Source organism: Zobellella aerophila (genome assembly GCF_039539325.1).
GTDB classification, from domain to species: domain Bacteria; phylum Pseudomonadota; class Gammaproteobacteria; order Enterobacterales; family Aeromonadaceae; genus Oceanimonas; species Oceanimonas aerophila.
Genome location: NZ_BAABCX010000003.1, coordinates 350017 through 374459 on the forward strand (window position 1 = coordinate 350017; position 24443 = coordinate 374459).

Consider the following 24443-nt stretch of genomic DNA (forward strand, 5'->3'; position numbering starts at 1 on the left):
TCTCACTCACCCTGTTTGATTTTCAATAAGGTACGTCGTTGTTTCTTATCCGGTTTGCGCTCCGGGCTGGGGGCAAACTGGCTGTTGAATTTGCGGGCCTCGGCATTCTGCTCCCGTTTGACCTGGCTTTGGGCTGTTTCCTCATACAGGGCTTGTGCCGTCTCGGCCTTGCCCCTGACCTCCGACAGCACCAGTACTACCACCTCTTTTTCATCATGACCCTGGCGCAGGCGGAGATGGGCGCCGACCTCGACCAGCTTGCTGGGCTTGGTCCGCTGACCGTTATAGTGCACCTTGCCCCCGTCTATCATGGTCCGCGCCAGGCTGCGGGTCTTGTAGAAGCGGGCGGCCCATAACCATTTGTCGAGCCTGACCGGCTTGGTTTCTGTCGTCATCTCGCATTCTCATGCTAAAGCAGACCAGGATTATACCAGATGAGCCAGACTAAGGCGTAGAAGTGGCGTAACATGGCGATGTGTGCGGAAGTTTGTTATTACTTGCAGTAACCTCTCTTTATGGGCCAAGGCGCGGAACAGGGCATGAGTGACGAGAAACAAAAACCTCAGATACTGAACACAGAACTGGTGGCTGAAAGCCGATTATTCAAGGTCGAAGCGGTTCATCTGAAATTCAGCAATGGTGTCGAAAGAGTCTATGAGCGAATGCGCAGCAGCGGCCGGGGCGCGGTCATGCTGGTACCCATGCTCAATGACGACACCCTGTTATTGATCCGGGAATATTCCGCGGGCACCCACAGCTATGAGCTGGGTTTTCCCAAGGGCCTGATCGATCCCGGTGAAACCGCCCTGGAGGCGGGCAACCGGGAGTTGATGGAAGAAATCGGCTATGGGGCGCGCACCCTGCTGCCGATGAAGCAGGTGTCCCTGGCGCCCGGTTATTTCGGCAGCCGCATGGATATCTTGCTGGCCCGGGATCTGTACCCGGAGCAGCGGGAGGGGGATGAGCCGGAGCCGCTGGAAGTGGTGCCCTGGCCCATCGACCAGCTGGCGCAACTGATGGCGTTGCCGGAGTTCAGCGAGGCCAGGAGCATTTGTGGCCTGTACCTGCTGCAAGACTGGCTTAGAAGAGAGGAAGCATAATGGATGCTGATGCCTTACTGCCAGGGGTCAAGGCCGCCGCCCGGGAAGCCGGCAGGCTGATCCTGTCCCTGTATGACAGCGGCCACTATCAGTCGGAACACAAGGATGACGACAGCCCGGTGACCAGCGCCGATCTGGCGGCCCACGAGTATCTCGACAAGGCATTGCGGGCCCTGGCCGATATCCCGGTATTGTCCGAGGAAGGGGGCGATATCAGCCTGGCAGAGCGGCAACGCTGGCCCCGCTACTGGCTGGTGGACCCACTCGACGGCACCCAGGAATTTATCGCCGGCAGCGGTGATTTCTCTACCATGATCGCCCTGGTGGAACAGGGCCAGCCGGTATTGGGCATGGTCTATGCGCCCGTGCATGATCTGATGTATTACGCGGTACGCGGCCATGGTGCCTTTAAAGTAACCGCCGGTGGCGAAACGGTGCAGATCCATGCCCGGCATCATGATGCCGTACCCTTGACCCGTTTGCGGGTGGCGATCAGCCGGCGCCAGGATGTGCAATGGGTCCGTTCCCGTTTGCATACGAGTCTGGACTGCCAGCTGCTGCCCCTGGGCTCCAGCTCGTTGAAGTCCTGCCTGGTGGCGGAAGGGGGGGCCGACTGCTATATCCGTATCGGCCCCACCGGCGAATGGGATACCGGCGCGACCCAGTGCATAGTGGAGGAGGCGGGGGGGCGGCTGCTGGATTTGAGCCTGGAACAACTGAGCTATAACCGGCGCGAGAGCCTGATCAATCCCAATTTTATTACCCTGGGTGATGCGGGGTTGCCCTGGCAACAGATGCTGGTGCAGCCCGAGTAAGGGCCCCCAAAAACATCGCCGCCGCAGGCCAGGGCCTGCGGCGGCGATCTGTTGTCTGCCAGAGGGGGGCGGTGGCGGAGCTCAGTGGTCCTGCTTGGTCAGCTTGTCCAGAAACCCCATGGCAAAGGCCGACAGCACAAAGGTCAGGTGGATCACCACATACCAGAGCAGCTTGCCGTCCGCGATATTCTGGGCGTTCATGAATACCTTCAGCAGATGGATGGAGGAAATGGCGACGATGGAAGCCGCGACCTTCATCTTCAGGGAACCTGAGTCCATCTTGCCCAGCCAGTTCAGCTTTTCCTGGCTTTCGTCTATGTCCAGCTGGGAGACGAAGTTCTCATAGCCGGAGATCATCACCATCACCAGCAGGCCGCCGACCAGCGCCATATCGATCAGCGACAGTATCACCAGGATCAGATCCGCTTCGGCGATGGCGAAGACATGGGGTAACAGGTGAAAGATTTCCTGGAAGAACTTGATCGCCAATGCCAGCACCGCCAGCGACAGGCCGAAATAGATGGGCGCCAGCAGCCAGCGGGAGGCATACAGGAGGTTTTCGACAATACGTTCCATGGTGGTTGAGTGCCTTGTTATTATTCTTCGTCGGCGGCGTAGTCTTCGATCTCTATGCCCAGCTCGGTCATGATGGCCCTGGCCCGGGACGGGATCTGGTCGGGCGTATCTTTACGCAGGTCTTCGTCTACCGGCAACGGCTGGCCGGTATAGGCATGCAGGAAGGCTTCGCACAGCAGCTCGCTGTTGGTGGCGTGACGCAGGTTATTGACCTGCCGGCGCGTGCGCTCGTCGGTGAGTATCTTCAACACCTTGAGCGGTATGGAGACGGTGATTTTTTTGACCTGCTCACTTTTCTTGCCATGCTCGGCGTAAGGGCTGATATATTCGCCGTTCCATTCAGTCTTCATTATCCACCTATTTACAGGTTAAAAATCCGGACCAGATTGTAACCCTTGCACTTTATATTGGCAATCCAACGGCAAAGCCTTATGGACGTCTGGAAGCCTTGACGGCTTTTATTGCCTGGGGTAATGTGGCTTCCCTTGGAAAACTCTATATGCCTAACAGCTGCCAGCAGTGCAAAGGAGCGGATATGCCAGAATACCAGACTCAGACCCATGCCGTACGTACCGGTATCGACACAGACACCCAGCATGGTGCCGTGGTGCCGCCCGTATATCTGACCAGCACCTATACCTTTGCCGATTTTAATCAGCCGCGCCAGTTCGACTATACTCGCTCCGGCAACCCCACCCGCCAGACCTTGATCGAGGCCCTGACCAAGCTGGAAAAAGGCGCGGGCGCCGCCGTAACCTCCACCGGCATGGGAGCCATCAACCTGATCATCACCTCCCAGTTGCAGGCCGGCGATCTGCTGCTGGTACCCCACGACTGCTACGGCGGCAGCCATCGGCTGTTCAATGCCCTGGCCAAGAAGGGCAACTTCCGGGTGGAATATGTGGACCAGACCGATGCCGAGGCGCTGACGGAGGCCCTGGCCAAAGGGCCCAAGATACTGTGGATTGAAACCCCCTCCAACCCGCTGCTGCGGGTGGTGGATATCGCCGGCCTCTGCGCCGCCGCCAAGGCAACCGGGGCGCTGACGGTGGTCGACAACACCTTCCTGTCACCGGCGCTGCAGCAGCCGCTGACCCTGGGTGCCGATCTGGTGGTGCACTCCACCACCAAATACATCAATGGTCATTCCGACGTGCTGGGCGGGGCCGTGGTGGCCGCCGATGCCGAGCTTGCCGAAGAGCTGCGCTGGTGGGCCAACTGCCTGGGGCTGACCGGTTCGCCCTTCGACAGTTATCTGACCCTGCGTGGCCTGCGCACCCTGGGTGTGCGCATGCGTCAGCATTGTGAAAATGCCGAGGCGCTGGTGACCTACCTGCAAACCCGGCCCGAAGTCAAAGCCATCTATCATCCCAGCCTGCCCGGCAACCCGGGTCACGAGGTGGCGGCCCGTCAGCAGTCCGGTTTCGGCGCCATGCTCAGTTTCGAGCTGGATACAGACGAAACCGGACTGAAAACCTTCCTGCAACAGCTGCAGCTGTTCTCCCTGGCCGAATCCCTGGGCGGGGTGGAAAGCCTGATCGCCCATCCGGCAACCATGACCCATGCGGCCATGGATGAGGCGGCGCGCAGTGCCGCCGGCATCAGCAACCAACTGCTGCGGGTGTCCGTGGGCATCGAGGATGTCCGGGATCTGATCCATGACCTGGACAACGCATTCAAGGTATTGGCGGGATAATGAGCAGCTTTCAGCCAGATCCCGGCCTGCACCGTCGGCCGGTACATAAATTCGGTGGCAGCAGCCTGGCCGACAGCGCCTGTTTTCACCGGGTAGCCGGTATTATCGGCCGGCTGCAACAGCCCGATGCGCTGGTGGTGGTGTCGGCCTCCGGCAAGACCACCAACCGCCTGATCGAGTTGCTGAACCTCTTTACCAGCGGCGACAGCGCCGCCCCCGAGGCGCTGTCCGGGTTACATGCCTTTCAGCAGGGGCTGATCGAAAGCACCCTGGGCGAAGCGGGCTCTGAGCTGGTGGCGGCCCTGGATGACGATATCCAGACTATCGCCAGCGTGCTGGAACACCAGCGGCTGGACGAATACACCCGCAACCAGATCCAGTCGTTCGGCGAACTCTGGTCTTCCCGGCTGCTGGCCGCCTTGCTGGCGGGGCAGGGCATACCCGCCGCCAGCCTGGATGCCCGCCGCTTCCTGCAGGTGTCCGGTACGCCGGTGCAGGTGGACGAGGCGGTCTCCCGGCGGCGGCTGGCGGAGCTGCTGGCCGAGCATCCCGACCGTATCCTGGTGGTGACCGGCTTTATCGCCGCCGACAGCGTGGGCCGCACCCGCTTGCTGGGACGCAATGGTTCCGACTTCAGCGCCACCCTGCTGGCGGCGCTGGCGGACAGCAGCCACACCACCATCTGGAGCGATGTGCCCGGGGTGTTCAGCGCCGACCCACGGCGGGTGAAAGAGGCCAGCCTGTTGACCCGGTTGTCGTTGCCGGAGGCGGCCGAACTGGCCCGCCTGGGGTCTTCCGTATTGCATAGCCGTACCCTGGGACCGGTGGCGGCCAGTCGTCAGCAGCTGATGCTCAGGTGCAGCTATCATCCGGACGACGGCCATACCCGCATCCTGCGCCAGGCCCGCCGTGCCCAGGGCGCGCGTATCGTCACCTCGGTCGACGATACCGTGCTGCTGGAGCTGAGCATTCTCGGCAATTACCAGGCCACGGTCGAGGCCCTGACCGAGTGGCTGGGCCGGCGCGAACTGGCCCCCCTGGCCAGCAAGTGCAGGCCGGACAGCAAATTATGGCAGCTGGCCTATACCCGGGAGCAGGCGGGGCAGGTGTTTGAGTTGTTGCGGGATCATCAGCCGGCCGGTGGCTTCGAGGGTCTGCAGGCGAAGGACGGCTATTCCCTGCTGGCGCTGGTCGGCAAGGGGGTGACCGAGCAGGCGGAGCAATGCCTGCACTTCTACCATGCGCTCAATGAGCAGCCGCTGGAATTTATCCAGCCCGGAAAGAATGGCCTGAGCCTGGTGGCCGTGGTGCGCAAGATGGTACTGGATCCGCTGTTGATCCGCCTGCACCAGAGCCTGTTCAGCCGCCCCAAACGGGTGGGGCTGGTGTTGTTCGGGCGGGGCAATATCGGCCAGGCCTGGCTGAAGCTCTATCGGCAGCAGAAGGAACGGCTCGAACAGGAGCTGAATGTGGCGCTCACCCTCTATGGGGTATTTGACTCAAGCGGCGCCATGCTCGCCAGCCAGGGGCTGGAGCTGGAACAGGTGCTGGATGATTTTCAGCCGAAGCGGGTGGCCTGGCCGGACTGGCTCGAAGATCTGGAAGAGCATGGCTTCGACAGCCTGATCGCCCTGGATCTGACCGCCTCCGACGGCTTGGTGCAGTATTATCCGGCCATGGTGCAGCAGCATATCCACCTGATCGCCGCCAACAAGCTGGCGGGCGCGGCGGAGCAGGACAGCTACCTCAGGCTCAAGCAGACCCTGAGCGAGCACAAGGTCCGCTTCTTGAGTAATGCCACCGTCGGTGCCGGCCTGCCGGTGCAGAGCAGCCTGCGCATGCTGCAGCAGTCGGGTGAGCAGATCAGCGCCATCAGCGGTATCTTTTCCGGCACCCTGAGCTGGCTGTTTCAGCATTTCGACGGCAGCCGGCCCTTCTCCGAGCTGGTGCTGCAGGCTTGGCGGCAGGGGCTGACCGAGCCGGATCCACGCCAGGATCTCAATGGCCAGGATGTGAAGCGCAAGCTGGTGATCCTGGCCCGGGAAGCGGGTTTCGACCTGGATCCGGGCCAGGTCCGGCTCGACACCCTGGTGCCCGAGTCACTGGCCGGGCTGGACAAAGGCGGCTTTATCGAGCGGATCCAGGAGCTGGATCAGCCCTTGGCCGAGGCCCTGGCCCGGGCCCGGGAACAAGGCGGCGTGCTGCGCCACGTGGCGCGCTTTGCCGCCGACGGCGAGGCCAGCGTGGGCCTGGCGGTGTTGCCGGTCGATCACGCCTTCGCCCATCTGCGTCCCGGTGACAATATTTTCGCCATCGAGACCCAGCACTATCGCCAGAATCCGCTGGTGATCCAGGGCCCGGGTGCCGGACGGGAAGTCACCGCCGCCGCCGTGCAGGCCGATGTCTGGAGCCTGCTGGCTAGGCTGTAAGATCAAGGCCTCCCTACCGTCAGCGGGTGGCTCCCCCTCGTGCCGCGCAGCCGGACCGATGATGCCGGTAGCGTCAACAATAGGGTCCTTCTGCCCGGAAGCCGGCCTTCCCGCTATTTATCTTTCCCATGCCGCCCTGCGGACTGCCCTTACGGCCGCGGATGGGGTACTGTAGACACCCTTGTATTTGTTTTTTGAATACAGTCTCGCCTTTGGTAAACAGTGTCTTGGTCGCCGGGAGCCGGCGGCTTATGTCCCGATAACCCTTTTTGCAGGAAGCAGGCCCTATGCGATTTACCCTGAAACAGTTGCGTTACTTCGTGGTCGCCGGAGAACTCAGCAGTGTGACCCGGGCCGCCGAGCAACTGCATGTTTCCCAGCCGTCTATCTCCTCCGCCATCCTGCACCTGGAAGATGTCACCGGCTTGCAGTTGTTTGTGCGCCATCATGCCCAGGGACTGTCACTCACCCCCTCGGGACGGCAGTTTATCGTCAAGGCCAAGCAGTTGCTGGGTCAGGCGGACGGGCTTGCCCACTACGCCAATACCCTGGGCCAGGATGTGGCGGGCTCCCTGCGCATCGTCGGTTTTCCCACCTTTACCCCCATCCTGGTTCCCGGTTTGATCCGGCGCTTTAACGATGTCTATCCGGCGGTCAACGTGCAGTGCGATGAAATGCACCAGAAAGACATTATCCAGGGGCTGCAGGACGGCCGTTACGAACTGGCGTTGACTTACGACCTGCAGATCCCCTCGTATATCGAGTTCGAGCCGCTGATGGAATTTCCACCCTATGCGGTGATGGCGCTGGATCATCCCCTGGCGGACCGGGACGAGCTGTCGCTGGCGGAGCTGGCGGATTATCCCATGGTCCTGCTGGACTGGCCGATGAGCCGGGAATACTTTTTCTCGCTGTTCCTGAGCCTGGATCTCGAGCCCAACTTTGCCTATTACGCCAAGTCGATGGACATGGTGCGTGGCCTGGTGGCCAACGGCTTCGGTTATTCCCTGTTCAACACCCCGCTGGCGAACAACCTGGCACTGGATGGTACCGCCTTCAAGCATGTGCCACTGAAGGAAAACCTCCGCCCCATGCGCATGGGGATTGCCCGGCTTACCCAGTTCAGGGTCACGCCAGTGGTGGAGGCCTTTACCAAGCAGCTGGCATTGCAGGCCAAGGAACTGGCCGGCACCGTCTTTACCGATCGTCGCTTCTACCGGAGCCTGAAGTAGGCTGTGTGCGACAGCCATGGATAGAAAAAACTGATTCAAACCAAATGATAATAATATTTTACAGATGCAGGCCGGCTTCTTAGGCTGACACTCATGGGGAGGCCCGGACCCTGTCCCGCAGGGTCGCAGCCTTTGGTATACAAGCAGCCGTTTAACCGGTCTCTTATTATCGAATGTCAGGGAAAGGTGGAGTCAACGATGACAGTACAGGAAAGAACATACTGGCTGAATAAACTCGAGCAGGTCGAGTTGAAGAGTCAGGCCTTTATCAACGGCGAGTTTGTCGCGGCCAGTGATCGGCAAACCTACGATATCGTCAATCCCGCCACCGGCGAGACGCTGGCGGCCATCGCCGCCTGCAATGAGGCGGATGTGGATACGGCCGTGGTTGCCGCGCGCCAGGCATTCCAGTCTGGTGTCTGGTCCGAGGTGGCGCCGCGTGAGCGCAAGGCGGTGATGAAAAAGCTGGCGCAGTTGATCCTGGACAATGCCGAAGAGCTGGCCCTGCTGGAGAGCCTGAATGTGGGCAAACCGGTGCAGGACGCGTTGAATATCGATATTCCCGGTTCGGCGGCCTGCTTCGAATGGTATGCGGAAGCCATCGACAAGCTCTATGGTGAAGTGGCCCCGACCGACGGCAACAATATCGCCACCATTACCCGGGAGCCGGTCGGCGTGGTTGCCGCCGTGGTACCCTGGAATTTCCCCCTGGATATTGCGGCCTGGAAGCTGGCACCGGCGTTGATCAGCGGCAACTCGGTGATTCTCAAGCCTGCCGAGCAGTCGCCGCTGACCGCGCTGCGCCTGGCGGAGCTGGCCCGGCAGGCCGGCTTGCCCGACGGCGTGCTCAACGTGGTCACCGGCCATGGCCATATCGTCGGCAAGGCGCTGGGGCTGCACAATGATGTCGACTGCCTGGCTTTTACCGGCTCTACTCGGGTCGGCAAGCTGTTTATGGGCTATGCCGCCGAATCGAACATGAAGCAGGTCTGGCCCGAAACCGGCGGCAAGAGCCCTAACCTGATCTTTGCCGATTGCGCTCTCGACGATGCGGTCGATAATGCCATCAACGGTATCTTCTTCAACCAGGGTGAGGTCTGCTCGGCCAACTCCCGCATCCTGATCGACAACCGCATCCGGGCGCAGTTTGTCGACAAGTTTCTGGCCAGGGCCAGGTCCCTGAAAGTCGGTGATCCGCTGGAGCCGGATACCCGGGTCGGCGCGCTGATCGACGTCAACCATGCCGAGCGGGTGCGCGAATGCATTCGCAAGGCGCAGGCGGAGGGCGCCCGTTTGCTGGCCGGTGGCGAGGGCGAAGCCGGTTCGACCCGCATCGAGCCGACCGTGTTTGATCAGGTCACCCCGGACATGACCATAGCTCGGGAAGAGGTGTTCGGCCCCGTGGTGGCGTTGATCGGTTTCGACAGTGAAGAGGAAGCGGTAGCCATCGCCAACGACTCCCTCTACGGCCTGGCGGCGTCGGTATGGACCAATGACCTTAATCGGGCCCATCGGGTTTCCCGCAAGCTGAGGGCGGGTACGGTCTCGGTGAATACCATGGACGCGCTGGATTTCAGCACCCCCTTCGGCGGTTACAAGCAGTCCGGTTTCGGGCGCGACTTGTCGCTGCATGCCATCGACAAGTTTACCCAGCTGAAAACTACCTGGATAAAGCTGAGGTAATCCCGGGTTATTCGTTTTACTTGTGCCGGCCGTCCTTAGGGGCAGCCGGCATTTTTGTGTCGTTTGGTTCACCGCCTCGATGCGGCCAGCGTAAGACAGTCTCAAGGTTGATATGGCAGGCTTTGTCGCTGTCCGCCGGGCGCTTCCTTCGTCAAGAGATTGCGCATAGCGTTCCCACTATTATGTATGCCCTCGTTGTTATACGGACCGCGTTACCCATTGAGGACAGCCAAGAAGCATGTCGTGTTATTGCGGTAACGAGTGTGACCGAATATTCAGTCAGTTACATAAGGACCAAGGCATGCGGGTTGTTGCTGGTTCTGCTCCGTCGTGACTTGGGCAGGAGACCCTGCCGTAGGTGGTGAGCGATGTGTTCGTTCAGGCTGTCAGTTGGGACAATGAGCAGAGTAGCTTAAGGAAGGGATTGGTATCCATCATTCGGCCCGCTAGCCAGGAAACCTGAATTAGGTATATAACCACGCTTAACGGGAGCATCGCCGGGTACGGCATAGCTGGCGCCGGTCAGCGCAGGAGGGAAGCCATATTCGTGCGGAAGAGCACGCCGGGCATAAAAAAGGCGAGGAAATATTTTCCTCGCCAAGGGACGGACTGAGACCTGTAAACTGGGTTACAGGAAGCCTTCGGCTTTCAGGTCAGCCATGGTTGCTTCAATGCTTTCCCGCAGGGTGGAAACCAGGAAGTCGATATGTTCCTTGGTCAGGGTCAGGGGCGGAGACAGCACGTTCATATGGGCCAGCGGACGCACAATCAGGCCGCGGGCCTGGCAGTGCTCGGCGATGCGGTTACCGACTCTGGCCTTGGGATCGATCAGCTCCTTGGTTTGCTTATCGGCCACGTTCTCGATGCACATCATGAACTTGCGGCCGCGCACGTCGCCGACAATCGGCAGGTCGAGCAGGGTTTTCAGCTGGTTTTCAAAGTAGGCGCCCATATCGCGCACATGGTCGCACAGGTTTTCGCGCTCCATGATCTCGATATTTTTCAGGCCGGCGGCACAGCTAACCGGGTGGCCGGAATAGGTGAAGCCATGGGTAAAGATGGCGCCGTCGGCCTGGGGCTTGCTGATCACCTCGTAGATCTCGTCGGAGAGGATGGTGGCCCCCAGCGGCAGGTAGCCGGAGGTCAGGCCCTTGGCGCAGGTGATGATGTCCGGCACTATGCCGAATTCGTCTTCGGAGGCGAACATATGGCCGAGGCGTCCGAAGGCGGTGACCACCTCATCGGAAACATAGAGCACGCCGTATTTGCGGCATACCGCGTGGATTTTCTTGTGGTAGCCTTCCGGCTGTACGATGACGCCACCGGCGCCCATGATGGGCTCGGCGAAGAAGGCGGCCACATGGTCCGGCCCCAGCTCGAGGATCTTGTCTTCCAGCTCCTGTACCTTCTCGTTGCAGAAGTCCTCCAGGCTTTGACCCTCGGGACGGCGATAGGGGTTGGGACAGGAAATGTGGTGTACCAGCTGGTCGTCGATATCGAAACCGATATGGTCGAACTTGACCCCGGTGATCGACATCGCCATGTAGGTGCTGCCGTGGTAGCCGTCGATACGGGAGATGATCTTCTTCTTGCTCTTCTTGCCCAGCTGGTTGAAGTAGAAGTGAATGATACGCACCGCGGTATCGTTGGCGACGGAGCCGCCGCAGCCGTAGAACACATGGTTCAGGTTGCCGGGCGCCAGCTCGGCCAGCTTGGCGGCCAGTTTGGCGGCTGGGACAGTGGTGTGGTGCCCAAAGCAGGAGTAATAAGGGATCTGACGCACCTGGTCGGCGATAGCCTGGGCCATTTCTTCTCGGGCATAACCGATATTCACGCACCAGAGACCGCCGATACCATCCAGATAGCGGCGTCCATCACCATCGGTGACATGCACGTTATCGCTGTCTGCCAGCACCATGGAACCTGTCTCTTTAAAGGTAGAGAAGTCTGTCCAAGGATGAATATAATGATCCCTGTCCTGCTGCCATACTTCCTGCATATCTACGTTGTTCAATTTGGACATTTTCGACATCTCCTTTAATCATGCTTGAATGTCTAATAAGTGGTTCTGTCAACACCGGGTGCGACTATGTTTCAGCGCTAACGGGTTAAGTAACTATTGGGTGTTAACAAACCGCTAACCATGAGGTTATGGGTTATTTGATCATTGTTAAAATATTATTTTTTCTCGCACAGGATTAATAAAACCTATGCAATGCCGATGGCACAGTATGGGTTTGAAAAGTGGCTTCTTTCGGATCTTCCCTCTGTTTCGCATGGCGAGTGGCCCGTCACCAGCGTTTTCCTCCTGTCCTGCACAGGTTTGTCCGAGTTTTTCCAACCGGGGCTGATAGCTCAGGTGAACCACATCGAGGTTGCCTATAGTGACGATGGCCCGCCCCCTGGAGACGGTGGAGAGCTGCTGGTAGTCGGTAAATGTTTGCACCTTGGTTCCCAGCAGGATGGGAGGCTGAACGAAAAACGGCGGCCGATGCCGCCGTGTAAATAGAAGGGAATGTTTTAGTCGGCGTTCAGTACCTTTTCAATCGGTTCGGGTTCGAACAGCTTCTTCTTCATCACTACCTTGACCCAGAACACCCCGACAACGGAGACCATCCCCAGCACGACACCGGCGGCGCCGAAGATCTGGCCACTTAGCTCGGGAGCCGGTGAAGCGTAGACGATGGCGTAGATCATGCCGGCGATGCCGATGATCTGCGGCAGCGGATAGAAGGGCGTCTTGTACGGTCGCTTGATATCCGGATAGCGCTTGCGCAGGGCGATCACATTGATGTGGGTAATGATATAGGCCAGCAGCCAGGCGATGGCGGCGGAGATCAGCAGCAGGCCGATGGCATCGGGATCATTACCCATGAAGACCAGGGGCAGGCCGGTGATCGCGGCGACAAAGAGCACCGCGACCCAGGGGGTTTTGGTGCCCGAGGTCAGGCTCTTGAACTGCGGGAAGGCTTGGCCGTTCTGCGCCATGCCGTACAGCATGCGGGGGATGGCGGCCAGCGAAGTGTTGACCGTGCTGCAGGTGGCGGTAATGGCGGCCACCGCGAGGAAGGTCAGCCCGACATCGCCGAATACGGCCTTGGCAAAGTCGTAATGGGGCAGAGCAGAACCCGCCAGCTCATCCGCCGGAATATAGAAGAGGGCGCCGAGGCAGTAGATGGCAATGGTGGCAAAGATCACGGTTACGCCTATGGTCATGGCGCGGGGGATATTGCGTTCCGGGTTCTTGGACTCTTCCACCAGAGGGCAGACGAACTCGGCGCCTACATATCCCCAGATGGCCAGCGCGACCAGGGTGATGACTTCGGCTCCCATCGGGTTCCAGCTGCCGGTGAGATCAATGCCGGTCGGGTGCGGGTTGGCGACCCCGGTGATGGCGGACAGGCCCAGCATCAGCAGCACTATCACCATCACCAGGGCCAGCACGGACTGGAGCTTGGCGAACATATCTATGCCCATCAGGTTAAGCACGGTGAAAATCGCCAGCAGGCCAAAGCCAAGCGTCATCGGCGGGAATACCCCGGGATAGATTTTGTCGATGATCAGATCGACCAGCAGCAGCTCCGCAGAGAGCGCAAACATGGCCACCACTATATAGCCGGAGAATACCGACAGAATCGCCGGGAAATGACCTATGGACACCTCGGTGTAGCTGCTCAGGCTGCCGGCGCGGGGGATCATCAGCGACAACTCGGAAAAAGAGGAAACATAAGTCAGTGCCAGTATATAGCCCAGGGTCAGGGGAATGATGAATCCCAGCCCGGCAATCCCGGCACCCTGCAGCATGATCACCATGACGCCCTGGGACACGACCAGGCCTATCGCCACCGCGAGCAGTGAGCCGAGCCCCAGCACCCGGCCGAAACCGGACTCTTTCTCGGTACGCGCCGCGCCGCTAGGCACCGCTGCCGAGTTGTAAGATACATTGTCAGACATATTCTATTCGCTCCTGAAGAGTTTATGTTGTGGCCTCAATGCATCGTCCATAGGGTACCCGCCCAGGCGGATACCCTGCATTGAGGAAGGGTTAAAGCTGTTGTGAGCGGTTCTCCTCTCCTTGTTACTTGCTCAGTTGCTCAGTCAGCCGCGCCATAAACAGCTCGCACTGTTCGAGCTGGCTGACGTGAATAAATTCGTCCGGCTTATGGCCCTGATCCATGCTGCCGGGCCCGCAGACCACGGTGGGAATCCCCAGTTGGTTGCTGAACAGGCCGCCTTCGGTCCCGAAGCCGATGCGGCCGCCGCCGTCGGTGTCGACCAGGTTGCGGACAAAGCGGATCACCTCCGCGTCTTCGGCGGTGCTCAGGCCGGGATATTCGGTGGTGATCTCGATCTCTATCCGGCAGGCGGGATCGATTTGGTGCATTTCGGCGGCCAGATCATCCGCATAGGCCCGGAAACGGGCCAGCAGCTGGCGGGGATCCTCGGCGGCGACATTGCGAATCTCAAACAGGAAGCTGCAATGGTTGGGGACGATATTGAGCGCGGTTCCGCCCTGCACTGTGCCGGTATGCACCGTGCTGTAGGGGACCTCATAGCCCTGCTCGAAAGGCCCTTCGTTTTTTTTCTGCAGGGCCAGCTGTTCCAGCCAGTGGATCAGGCGGGCGGCGTAGTTGATGGCGTTGACACCGAGTGGTGCCATGCCGGAGTGACATTCCTTGCCCTTGACCGTCACCCGGGCGGCGAGCTTACCCTTGTGGGCGGTCACCACCTGCATGCTGGTCGGCTCGCCGATAATGCAGATAGCCGGTTTGACCGGATGGCCGCGCAGGGTATCTATCAGCCGGCGAACGCCGACGCAGCCGATTTCCTCGTCGTAGGAAAAGGCCAGGTGCACGGGCGTGTGCAGTTCCCGCGAGACCAGGTCGGGCACGGCGGCCAGTACGACGGCGAGGAAGGCCTTCATATCGCTGGTGCCCCGACCATAGTAGCGGCCCTCGGCTTCGGTCAGCCGGTAAGGTTCCCGGGTCCACTGCTGACCGGTGACTGGCACCGTGTCGGTGTGACCGGACAGCATGACGCCGGCCTTGTCCTGGGGGCCTATGGTGGCGTACAGGTTGGCCTTGTTCTGTGGTTCATCGAAGATCAGCTGGCTGTCTACCCCATGATCCCTCAGGTATTGCTGTACGTAGGCTATCAGCGCCAGGTTCGAGTTGGCGCTGGTGGTATCGAAGCCGATCAGCCGGCCCAGAATGTCGAGAGATAATGCCTTTGCCATATGTTCTCCTGAATAGTCACGGCACCTGGGGGATGCTGCCGGCGGCTCCGTTTCTGGTATGGCCGGCCCTGCTCCGGGCGCTGTTAAGCTTGGGTATAGGGTATGTAAATAAACTGTATTCTTAAAATATCTTTAAATTTACAAGAGGATTTGAAAAATCTATGTAGAACCTCCCGGAGGCGGTTCAGCACACCCGGATACAGTTGCATCTGGCCAGGGAGCCTACCTTATGGGAGACGCTGCCCAGCAGCAGGCCCTCGAGTTCGCCGGTGTGGCGCTTCCCCATAATGATGGTGTCTACCGCCAGCTGCTCCGCCACCGTCACCAGCAGGTGTTGAAAAGGGATATCGCCGGGCATGTTGTTCATAAAGGGACTCCTTTTAGTGGGTCAGCAGATCGCGCAGGAACAGGGCGATTTGGGGGAAGGCCCCCAGCAGCACCGAGGTGGTCAGCAGCATAAAGACAAAGGGCGGGGTGCCGCGGATGACATCCATATAGGGCCGGCGGAAGATGGCGATGGCGGTAAAGATGTCACAGCCGAACGGCGGCGTGGCCGAGCCGATGGCCACCTGCAGGGTGATCATGGTGCCGACCAGCACGGGATCCAGCCCGGAGGAGCGGATCACCGGCAGGAAGATCGGGATCAGGATCAGCATCACCACAATGGGGTCGACAAACATGCAGCCGATAAAAAACGCCACCGCAATGCAGATCAGCACCATCGTGGGGCTGGCCTCGTGCAGGTTCAGGCCGGCGATAATGGTCTGCGGCACCTCCGCATAGGACAGCGCCCAGGAGAAGGCGGCGCCGGCGCCGATCAGGATGAACACCACCGCGGTGACCAGCCCGGTGGAGAGGGCGATACGCGGCAGCTCGGTTACCTTCACCGAGCGGAAGATCAGCACTTCGAGCACTACCGCATAGAGCACGCAGACCGAGGCGGCTTCGCTGGGGCTGAAGATGCCGCCGTAGATGCCGCCGACAATGATTAGCGGGAAACCGGCCGGCCATATCGCCCGGCGGATGGCCTGCAGGCGTTCGCTCCAGCTGGCCTTGGGCTCGACCGGGATGCGGTGGCGCCAGGCATAGTAGATGGCATAGGCAGAGAACATCACCAGGATCAGCAGGCCCGGGCCAATGCCGGCGATAAACAGCTCGGAGATGGAGGTGCCGGTCAGTACCCCGTAGACGATCATGCCGATGCTGGGCGGGATCAGGAAGGCGATATCGGAGGCGTTGATGGCCAGCGCCATGGTAAAGGCGTCATCATAGCCGGCCTTGAGCATGCGCGGGCGCATCGGTCCGCCCACCGCCACCACGGTGGCCTGGGTGGAGCCGGACACGGCACCGAACAGGGTACAGGTCGCCGCCACCGTCACCGCCAGGCCGCCGCGCAGATGGCCGACGAAGCGCATCACCAGGTCAAGCAGGCGGTCGGCCGAGCGGCCGCGGGTGATGATATCGGCCGAGAAGATGAACATGGGGATGGCGATCAGGGCCGTGGGCTTCACCCCGCCGATCATCTGCTGCACTATGATGGTCGGGTTGAGCATGTCGAAGAACAGAAAGAACGCCGCCAGGGTGGCGATGATCAAGGGCATCATCATCGGAAATCCCAGCAGCAGCAGGATAACCATGGTGCTGAGCATTATTGCGGTCATAAGCGGTACCTGTCCGGTTTCATTCACATCAAAGGGTCGGTTTGGGATTCGTCGTACACATCCAGCGCGCTGAAAGAAAGGAAAATATCGCGACTCTGCAGGTTCTTGATAAAGGCCAGGCTGTACTGCAGGCCGGCAATGAAAAAGCCGACCGGCACCACGAGCAGCGTCCAGTACATGGGGATCTGCAGGGCGGCGGTGATCATGCCGCGGCGGGCCACCTGGGCCACATAGGCATAGGCGTAATAGCTGAGCAGGAACAGGGTCAGCGCGGTACTCAGGGTGAGCAGCAGCATCAGCCGTTTCTTCCAGGCATCGGGCAGCAGATCATAGATGGCCGACATGCGGATATGGCGGCCCTTGCGGGTGACATAGCCCAGCCCCATAAAGGTGATCACCACCATCAGGATCTGGTTCAGCTCTTCGGAAAAGTACAGGCTTTGGGAGAACAGATAGCGGCCGAAGACATTGACGATGGTGTTGATGGCCATCAGCAGTATACCGCCCGACAGACAGATGGCTTCCAGCCGGTGCACCCAGCTGTCGGCCCGGCTCAGGGCGCGGTTTAGTGTATGGAGCATGGGGTATTCCTCTAATGGCCAGCCGTCCGGTATCGGGTCCGGACGGCTGGCGCGGGCAACAAAGACAGCCGTGGATCAGTTCAGTTGTTGTTCCAGCCGGTTGCGTTCGGCCAGGAAGTTGTCCAGTACCGTCTGGCCGTTGGTGCCGACCAGCTCGACGAACTTCTTGCGGGTCTGCTCGGCCCGGGCCCGGAAGGGCGCGCGCTCCGCTTCGGTCAGGCTGATGTAGGTGAGCTCGGGTTTTTCCTGCCTTATCTTGGCCAGGAACTGCCGCTCAAGTTCCGGCACTTCATCCATCATGTGCTCGGTGACTTCTTTCATGGTGTCCTGGACCAGCTGTTGCCGTGTGGGCGGCAACGAATTGAACCAGTCGTCGCCGGTGATGATGGCGCTGGTGAACAGCTGGTGACGGGCCGAGATCAGGTAGTCGGTGACCTCGAAGAACTTGCTCTGGTAGACGGAGGAGATGGGCTGGCCGACGCCATCGATCACCTTCAGTTGCAGGGCGCCATAGATCTCGCCGAAGGGCAGGGGCGTGGGGCTGGAGCCCATGTCCTTGAAGGCCTCCACCTGCATGGGCGAGACCAGGATACGCATCTTGAAGTTCTCCAGATCCTCCGGGCTGTGGATGGCGCGGTTGGCGGCCCAGGCGTCTTCACCCTCGGAATAGATGCTCATCAGCCGCAGGCCGTTGCGGGCAAAGTCCGCCGACATATCCTGATACAGGGTTTTTGATTCCGTCATCAGTGCCTTATTGACGTCGTTGTTTTCCGAGAGGATGAAGGGGATGGAGAACAGCTGGATTTCGGGCACGAAGGAGCCGAGATGGCCCAGGGATACATTGGCGAACTGCAGGGCGCCGTTGGCTGCCAGCTCGGTGGTGTCCGCCGAGGTGCCCAGGGTACCGCCGTAGAAAATCCTGACTTCGACATCGCCGTCGGTCTTGGCTTCTATGCGTTTCTTGAACTCCTGGGCATAGAGATCCTGAATATCTCCCTGGGAGACCTCGATCGCATATTTCCAGGTTTCGGCCTGGGCGGTAAAGGCCAGCGACGCGAGCGCCACGACTTTGGCCAGGGTGGTACAGGGCTTGAGTAAGTCCATTAGGTTAATCTCCATTTATGTCCATTTATTGTTTGTTGGCGCCTTAATCCCCGCGGGCGGTGATCGAGGCGCCGTTCGGCGGTGTGCTTGCTTGGCTGGTTTTCCTTGTTGTTGAAATGACTTACCGGCAGCGCTACCGGGTTTATTCGTCGCCGGGAACGCCGAAGGATTCCGCGTTGGCGGGATCCTTGGCACGGGTGATGTAGGCCTGCATTTGCGGCTGGTAGTTCTGCCAGATCATGCGCAACTCGCTGATCGGTTCTATATGCCAGTCGACCCGCAGGTCGACCACCGGCCATTTGGGCTCGGCACTCATCAGCAGGCCGGCGGAGTGCACCGTGCCCAGCTCGCCCCCGGCGGCCAGGCCGGCTTCGAGGGCTTGCAGCAGCCGCTCCGCCAGGTGTCCCCGGCTGTTTTCAAAGGCATCGACCATGGCCCGGGGCACCTCGGTATTGGCCAGCAGGTTGCCCATCGCCAGGCAGCCTTTGCCCTGGGCTGTGGCGTGGAGTCCCAGTGCCTGGCTGCCGCTAAAGGTGGCGGCTTCGCCGCGGGTATTGAGTACGCCGAGCTGACGCCATTCGATGTCGGTGTCGGCCTGGGACTGGGCCTCGAGGATCTCGGCCGGGGCCAGACCCTCCTGCAGCAGATCGAGCGCCAGCGGTCCCAGATCCGGGTTGGTGACATTCTGGGTCAGGGCCACGCCGGTGCCGCTGCGCACAAAGGCACAACGGCTGGCAACCGCGATACTGGAGGAGGTGATGGCACAGCCCACCATGCCGGTTTCGGGGCAAATGCCCGCGACAGAAAAGGTCATGATCGGCTCCTCAGCTCTGCTCGTCGGGGATGACGGCGATCACATCGATCTCCATCAGCCACTCGGCCTGGGCCAGGCCGGCGACCACCAGGCCGGTGGAGATCGGATAGACCCCCTTCAGCCACTTTCCCACTTCACGATAGACGGGCTCGCGAAAACGGGGATCGGTAATAAAAGTGGTGGTCTTGACGATATGGCTCATATCGGAGCCGGCTTCTTCCAGCAATTGCTTGACGTTTTTCATCGCCTGCTCGGCCTGGGCGCGGGGATCGCCCAGCCCGACCAGCTTGCCTTCAAAGTCGGTACCGACCTGACCCCGTACATAGACGGTATTGCCGGCGCGAACCGCCTGGCAGAGATCGTTATCCAGGGTCTGATTGGGATAGGTTTCCTTGGTATTGAACATGCGAATGCGAGTATGTGTGGCCATTGGGCGCTCCGAAATAATACTGAAATAAGTAACGAACGGGGGCCGGCGCGGTGCCGGCCCGGGGTAACAGGTTAAGCTCAGGCGACGCTTTCCTTCTTTGCATCGCGAATCTCGCTCACCTTCTCGGCGTCGCGCTGGTCGGCGTCTTTGTAGGCCGCGTATTTGCGCTGGGTGGCGATATGCCCAGCAATATGCTTGGCATCGTGCCAGACGCCCCAGATAAAGCTTGAGCCACGACGCGACTGCCACGGCAGGCCGAGGAAATAGACGCCGGGCTCGCTCGACACACCGCGCTGATGCCGGGGTTTGCCGTTCTCGTCGAAGGCGCCGACCTTCAGCCAGCTGTAATCGAGCTTGAAGCCGGTTGCCCAGATGATGGAGGTCACGCCGGCATCCATCAGGTCGAGTTCGAGAATGGGATTGGTCACGCAATCCGGATCCGGCAGCATATTGCGGGCTTCCGGCTCTTCCGGCAGGTCGAGACCGTTGCGGGCAATATAGGCATCGGCCGCATCCAGCAGTGACAGGTAATTCTCATCGCCGCCCGCAAGGTTTTGTGTGAGGTTGGGCTCGAAGGTGACTTGGCCGTCATTGAACGCTTTCGTCAGGCCAACGAGTATCATCCCCTCGTGGGCCAGTCGGCGGAAGTCGATCGTGTGGCCGCCACGCGCTCCGCTCACGGCGATGGTGACGTGTTCCGTTCCCGGCGCCATGGCCTCGGCGTCCCACTCGCCGAGCACGCCCAGCCACCAGCAGAAGTCACGGTTGCGATAGGCGCGGGGAGGGCGATGGTGCGGCCCGACCGAGAGGTAAACCTGCTTGCCGGCGCGCCGCAGTTCATCCGCGATTTGTACCCCCGACGACCCGGCGCCCACCACCAGTACGGCCCCCTCGGGCAGCTGCGCGGGATTACGATAGTCGGCAGAGTGGATCTGGTGCAGGCGCTCATCCTTGGGCGCGATCGGTGGGATCACCGGGTGCTGGAAAGGTCCGGTGGCGGCAACCACGCGGTTGGCCTCGAACACGCCCTCGGAAGTTTCGATGGTGAAACCCGGACGGCCGGCATTGCGTTCCACCTTCTTCACTTCCACGCCGGTGCGGATGGGCGCGTTGAACTTCTTGGCATAGGCTTCGAAATAGTCGGCAACCCGCTCTTTCGCGGGAAAGGCATCGGGATCGAGGCCGTCGAACTCCAGACCCGGGAAGCGATCGTGCCAGGCCGGGCCATTGGCAACCAACGAATCCCACCGCTTGGTACGCCAGGCTTCGGCGATACGATTACGCTCCAGCACGAGGTGGGGCACCCCGAGCTTGCTCAGGTGTTCGCTCATGGCCACGCCGGCCTGGCCGGCACCGATAACCAGCGTATCTATTTCTATTTTTTCGACTGTCATGTCTGTTCCCTCCTGGATGGCGGTTCGGTTCAGGTCGGTCAAGACCTGTCTCCTCTGTTTGGAACCAGCCTAAGGGGTGAGGGTGTATTGGTAAAATATTATTAACCTTACAATTGAATTTGAAAATTTGATGCGACTGCTTCAAAGCGGCCAATTCCCGAGCGGGGCCGGCATCATGAGCACGATCGGTACCGGGGTAAGCCGATGGGGGAGTCGCCAGCAGTCGCAATTCCGTTTCGCTGGAGTATCGATAAGCGGGCGGTCGGTGTAATGCTATTCAGTTAAGGGGGGCCCTCAGCTACCAAGCCGACCCGTCATGGCCGCAAAGTGCTCCTGCCGTTCCGGCATTCCCGCCATCCCTGGCGGTCAGTGACGCCGCCGAGCCCCCAGGGACGGGATTTCGGCGAGTCGGCGTGTGGAGGGGGACTCCCCTTTCCATCTTAAGTGAACGGCATTGGGCGGTCGGTGTTTCTTTTTACGCCACCCTTGTCGTGGAGGAGCTGCTTATCGGCTCCTGGTCGCTGTCTCGAATGCAGCGGTATTTGTATCGGTTATTTCGGGGCGATGCCCGTCATGCCGATGCAGATCATCGGCATGACGGGCATCGCCCAAAGCTGCTTATTTTCACCTTTTCACATCTTATTTTTATCATCACTATCAACTGCTTGTATTCGGAAGCTGCCAATAATCGGCTTTTTTCAAGGCACTTGACCCCGTTTTGCTCACACCAATCTGTGAATTCCTATTTTTTAACATTAATTAAAACTTCATTAATATCATAATGTTATAATGGTAATGCGATTTATCGCTTTGTGATGCTTAGTCCTAAACTGTGAATAGGTGTGATCAATAATATAGATGTCACAATATTTCACATTTCAGGAGTACGTCAGATGAGCACTATTTCCCGGGTTGGTGTGGTGGGGTTGGGCTCCATGGGCATGGGCACCGCCCTGTCGTTGATACGGGCCGGATTTGATACCTATGGTTTCGATCTGAATGCCGACGCCTGTGCTCGTCTGGCGGAAGCCGGTGCCATTGCATCCGGCCCCTCCGCCCTGCCTTATGTCGGCCAGCTGGATGCGCTGCTGTTGCTGGTGGTAAACGGCGCCCAGGTAGAATCGGTGCTGTTCGGCGAGCAGGGCGTGGCCGCCGCCATGCGCCCCGGCAGCCTGGTGGTGGTGTGCAGCACCATGGCCGCGACCCAGACCAGGGCCATACATCAACGTCTGGCCGAGCTGGGCCTGGAGATGATCGACGCGCCCATCTCCGGTGGCGCAGCCAAGGCCGCCGAAGGCCGGCTGTCGGTGATGGCCTCGGGTAAGCCGGCGCTGTTCGAGCAGGCGCAGGGCCTGTTTGATGCCATCGCCGAGAAGCTCTATGTGATCGGCCCCGATATCGGTCAGGGCAGCACCGTCAAGACCATCCACCAGCTGCTGGCCGGGGTGCATATCGCGGCCGCCGCCGAAGCCATGGCCATGGCCGCCAAGGCCGACATTCCCCTGGAGCTGATGTTCGATGTGGTGACCCACAGCGCCGGCAACTCCTGGATGTTCGAAAACCGGGTACCCCATATCCTCGACGGCGACTACAGCCCCCGCTCCAGCGTGGATATCTTCGTCAAGGATCTGGGCATAGTGCTGGACAGCGCCCATCAGATGAAGTTTCCGCTGCCACTGGCCTCGGCCGCCCACCAGATGTTCCTGGCCGCCAGCAACGAGGGTTTCGGCCGGGAAGACGACGCCGCCGTGGTGAAGATCTTCAAGGGTATCCAGCTGCCGGAGGAAAAATAATGGCTCATCGTTTAGGCGTGATCGCCGATGACTTCACCGGTGCCACCGATATTGCCGGTTTCATGGTGGCCAACGGCTGGCGGGTAACCCAGCTGATCGGCCACGGCCCCGCCGAGGTGCCGGCAGAAGTGGATGCGGTGGTCATTTCCCTGAAAAGCCGTTCCTGCCCGGTGGATCAGGCCGTTGCCGACTCCCTGGCCGCGCTCGCGCGCCTGCAGGCCCTGGGCTGCGACCGCTTCTTTTTCAAGTACTGCTCCACCTTCGACTCCACCGCCGAGGGCAATATCGGCCCGGTGACCGATGCCCTGCTGACCGCACTGGATCAGGACTTCACCGTGATCTGCCCGGCGCTGCCGGTGAACGGTCGTACCCTGTGTCACGGCAACCTGTTCGTGAACGGGGTGCCGCTCAACGAGTCCGGCATGAAGGATCACCCGGTCACCCCGATGAAAGACGCCAGCCTGCCGCGGCTGATGGCCGCCCAAGCCAATGGCAAGGTCGGCCTGGTCGACTACCAGGCGGTGCTGGCCGGGGCCGGTGCGGTCAAGGCGAAGCTGGCCGAACTGCAGGCCGATGGCATCAACTACGCGGTGCTCGATACCCTTACCATGGCGGATCTGCCGGTGCTGGGCGAGGCGGTGAGCGAGCTGCAGCTGGTCACCGGCGGCTCCGGCCTGGGTGCCGGCCTGGCTCGCCATGCCACCGGTGGCGAGGGCGCGGCCCTGGCCCGGGAACTGGGGGCGCCGGATGCCGCCGGCCGTGCCGTGGTACTGTCCGGCTCCTGCTCCCAGATGACCAATGCCCAGGTGGCGGCCTATCGGCAACAGGCGTCGCACCGCATGGTGGCGATCGAGTCCTGTTTGAGCGACCCCGAGGCCTATACCATTGAGCTGGCCGACTGGGTAGTGGCCCAGCCGGCCAGCCCGGCGCCCATGCTTTATGCCACTCAAGCACCCGATGCGCTGGCCCGCATCCAGGCCGAGTACGGTGCGGCTCGTGCCAGCGAGGCAGTGGAAGGGGTATTTGCCCGCATCGCCGCCCGCCTGGCCGAACAGGGCTTCAGCAAGTTTATCGTCGCCGGCGGCGAGACCTCGGGCATCGTCACCCAGTCGCTGGCGGTGAGCGGTTTTCATATCGGGCCCCAGATCGCCCCCGGGGTGCCCTGGGTACGGGCGCTGGACAAGCCCCTGTCCCTGGCACTCAAGTCAGGCAATTTCGGTGACGAGCAATTCTTTGCCAAAGCCCAGGAGTTTTATCATGACTGAATTTTCCCTGCGTCTGGAAATGGTGAACATCGCCAAATCCATGTTCGAGCGCGGCTACAGCAGCGGTGGCGCCGGCAACCTTAGCCTCCGCCTGCCCGATGGCGACCTGCTGGCCACCCCCACCAACAGCAGCTTCGGCGATTTGGATCCGGATCGGCTGAGCAAAGTCGACATGGACGGCAAGCACCTGGATGGCGACACGCCGTCCAAGGAAGTGCTGATGCATATCGCCATGTATAAAGAGCGGCCCGAAGCAGGCGGCATCGTCCATTTGCACTCGCCCTACCTGACTGCGCTGTCCTGTGTAGACGGGGTGGACCCGGCCAACTGCCTGCCGCCGATCACGCCCTATTATGTGATGCGGGTCGGCAAGCTGCCGCTGATCCCCTACCTGCGTCCGGGTGATCCGCGCATCGCCGAGGAAGTGGGCAAGCTGTCGGCGGAGCACAGTGCCGTGCTGCTGGCCAATCATGGCCCGGTGATCAGCGGCAAGGATCTGCGCGCCGCCATGTTCAATGCCGAAGAGCTGGAAGAAACGGCCCGGCTGTATTTTATCCTGCAAAACAGCAAGTTGCGTACCCTGACACCGGAGCAGGTGGACGAGCTGGAACAGGTCTTCAAGGGCAAGATGTAA

General features: G+C 60.4%; 22 protein-coding genes. 9 read left to right on the forward strand and 13 right to left on the reverse strand.

Translation table 11 applies throughout. The annotated features are described in order from the left end of the window. Positions 1-2: 2 nt before the first annotated feature. Complete coding sequence (gene hslR, locus ABD806_RS13230; RefSeq protein WP_344958750.1) at positions 3-395, reverse strand: ribosome-associated heat shock protein Hsp15; 393 nt, start codon at positions 393-395, stop codon at positions 3-5. 144 nt (positions 396-539) lie between these two features. On the opposite strand from hslR, the gene nudE reads away from it, so the two are divergent. Then, on the forward strand, positions 540-1100 hold the full coding sequence (nudE, locus tag ABD806_RS13235; RefSeq protein ID WP_344958752.1) for an ADP compounds hydrolase NudE: 561 nt from the start codon (positions 540-542) through the stop codon (positions 1098-1100). Then, entirely contained in the window at positions 1097-1915 is an 819-nt protein-coding gene (cysQ, locus tag ABD806_RS13240; RefSeq protein WP_344958896.1) for a 3'(2'),5'-bisphosphate nucleotidase CysQ, read from the forward strand. Before nudE ends, cysQ begins: the two co-directional genes overlap by 4 nt. A gap of 81 nt (positions 1916-1996) precedes the next feature. On the opposite strand, the gene ABD806_RS13245 is transcribed toward cysQ, so the two are convergent. Together ABD806_RS13245 and metJ are read right to left on the reverse strand one after the other, a co-directional pair. Further along, a complete protein-coding gene (locus ABD806_RS13245) occupies positions 1997-2491 on the reverse strand; it encodes a TIGR00645 family protein (RefSeq protein WP_344958754.1) in 495 nt (164 codons plus the stop codon). 20 nt (positions 2492-2511) lie between these two features. After that, the gene (gene metJ / locus ABD806_RS13250; RefSeq protein ID WP_116474952.1) at positions 2512-2841 is read right to left on the reverse strand and encodes a met regulon transcriptional regulator MetJ; all 330 of its coding nucleotides are present in this window, start codon (positions 2839-2841) and stop codon (positions 2512-2514) included. A 185-nt stretch (positions 2842-3026) separates the two neighbouring features. Between metJ and metB the strand changes: the two genes are divergently transcribed. The 4 genes from metB to ABD806_RS13270 all read left to right on the forward strand — a co-directional run bounded on the left by metB (position 3027) and on the right by ABD806_RS13270 (position 9531). Further along, positions 3027-4187 (forward strand): cystathionine gamma-synthase, encoded by a 1161-nt coding sequence (gene metB, locus ABD806_RS13255; protein ID WP_344958758.1) that lies wholly within the window; start codon positions 3027-3029, stop codon positions 4185-4187. Further along, on the forward strand, positions 4187-6616 hold the full coding sequence (metL, locus tag ABD806_RS13260; RefSeq protein WP_344958760.1) for a bifunctional aspartate kinase/homoserine dehydrogenase II: 2430 nt from the start codon (positions 4187-4189) through the stop codon (positions 6614-6616). The genes metB and metL overlap by 1 nt, the downstream gene beginning before the upstream one ends. A 287-nt stretch (positions 6617-6903) precedes the next feature. Next, on the forward strand, positions 6904-7848 hold the full coding sequence (locus ABD806_RS13265) for a LysR family transcriptional regulator (RefSeq protein WP_344958762.1): 945 nt from the start codon (positions 6904-6906) through the stop codon (positions 7846-7848). Positions 7849-8046: 198 nt separating this feature from the next. Then, positions 8047-9531, forward strand: coding sequence for an aldehyde dehydrogenase (locus ABD806_RS13270; RefSeq protein WP_344958764.1), 1485 nt, complete (start codon positions 8047-8049; stop codon positions 9529-9531). A gap of 628 nt (positions 9532-10159) precedes the next feature. Here the strand turns inward: ABD806_RS13270 and ABD806_RS13275 are convergent. The 10 genes from ABD806_RS13275 to ABD806_RS13320 form a co-directional block, all read right to left on the reverse strand. After that, the gene (locus ABD806_RS13275; protein ID WP_344958766.1) at positions 10160-11554 is read right to left on the reverse strand and encodes an aminotransferase; all 1395 of its coding nucleotides are present in this window, start codon (positions 11552-11554) and stop codon (positions 10160-10162) included. A 497-nt stretch (positions 11555-12051) separates the two neighbouring features. Beyond that, positions 12052-13485: an APC family permease gene (locus tag ABD806_RS13280; RefSeq protein WP_344958768.1), complete on the reverse strand. Its 1434-nt coding sequence runs from the start codon at positions 13483-13485 to the stop codon at positions 12052-12054. A 124-nt stretch (positions 13486-13609) separates the two neighbouring features. Then, on the reverse strand, positions 13610-14767 hold the full coding sequence (argE, locus tag ABD806_RS13285; RefSeq protein WP_344958770.1) for an acetylornithine deacetylase: 1158 nt from the start codon (positions 14765-14767) through the stop codon (positions 13610-13612). A gap of 184 nt (positions 14768-14951) precedes the next feature. Then, positions 14952-15134 (reverse strand): universal stress protein, encoded by a 183-nt coding sequence (locus ABD806_RS13290; RefSeq protein WP_344958772.1) that lies wholly within the window; start codon positions 15132-15134, stop codon positions 14952-14954. 13 nt (positions 15135-15147) lie between these two features. Continuing rightward, entirely contained in the window at positions 15148-16428 is a 1281-nt protein-coding gene (locus ABD806_RS13295; RefSeq protein WP_344958774.1) for a TRAP transporter large permease, read from the reverse strand. A 23-nt stretch (positions 16429-16451) separates the two neighbouring features. Then, positions 16452-17009: a TRAP transporter small permease gene (locus tag ABD806_RS13300; RefSeq protein WP_344958776.1), complete on the reverse strand. Its 558-nt coding sequence runs from the start codon at positions 17007-17009 to the stop codon at positions 16452-16454. Between the two features lie 75 nt (positions 17010-17084). After that, positions 17085-18113, reverse strand: a complete 1029-nt coding sequence (gene dctP, locus ABD806_RS13305) for a TRAP transporter substrate-binding protein DctP (RefSeq protein WP_344958778.1) — start codon at positions 18111-18113, stop codon at positions 17085-17087. Between the two features lie 142 nt (positions 18114-18255). Next, positions 18256-18927 carry a DUF1028 domain-containing protein gene (locus ABD806_RS13310; protein WP_344958780.1) on the reverse strand — a complete coding sequence of 224 codons (672 nt, stop codon included), beginning with the start codon at positions 18925-18927 and terminating at the stop codon, positions 18256-18258. A 10-nt stretch (positions 18928-18937) separates the two neighbouring features. Beyond that, positions 18938-19357: a RidA family protein gene (locus tag ABD806_RS13315; protein ID WP_344958782.1), complete on the reverse strand. Its 420-nt coding sequence runs from the start codon at positions 19355-19357 to the stop codon at positions 18938-18940. Between the two features lie 77 nt (positions 19358-19434). Next, positions 19435-20793 (reverse strand): flavin-containing monooxygenase, encoded by a 1359-nt coding sequence (locus tag ABD806_RS13320; protein ID WP_344958784.1) that lies wholly within the window; start codon positions 20791-20793, stop codon positions 19435-19437. An 851-nt stretch (positions 20794-21644) separates the two neighbouring features. Here ABD806_RS13320 and ltnD point away from each other — a divergent pair. The 3 genes from ltnD to otnC are packed head-to-tail and all read left to right on the forward strand — an operon-like array spanning position 21645 to position 24443. Continuing rightward, positions 21645-22544 (forward strand): L-threonate dehydrogenase, encoded by a 900-nt coding sequence (gene ltnD, locus ABD806_RS13325; RefSeq protein ID WP_344958786.1) that lies wholly within the window; start codon positions 21645-21647, stop codon positions 22542-22544. Next, positions 22544-23809 carry a 3-oxo-tetronate kinase gene (gene otnK, locus ABD806_RS13330; protein WP_344958788.1) on the forward strand — a complete coding sequence of 422 codons (1266 nt, stop codon included), beginning with the start codon at positions 22544-22546 and terminating at the stop codon, positions 23807-23809. Before ltnD ends, otnK begins: the two co-directional genes overlap by 1 nt. Then, a complete protein-coding gene (gene otnC / locus ABD806_RS13335) occupies positions 23802-24443 on the forward strand; it encodes a 3-oxo-tetronate 4-phosphate decarboxylase (RefSeq protein ID WP_344958790.1) in 642 nt (213 codons plus the stop codon). Before otnK ends, otnC begins: the two co-directional genes overlap by 8 nt.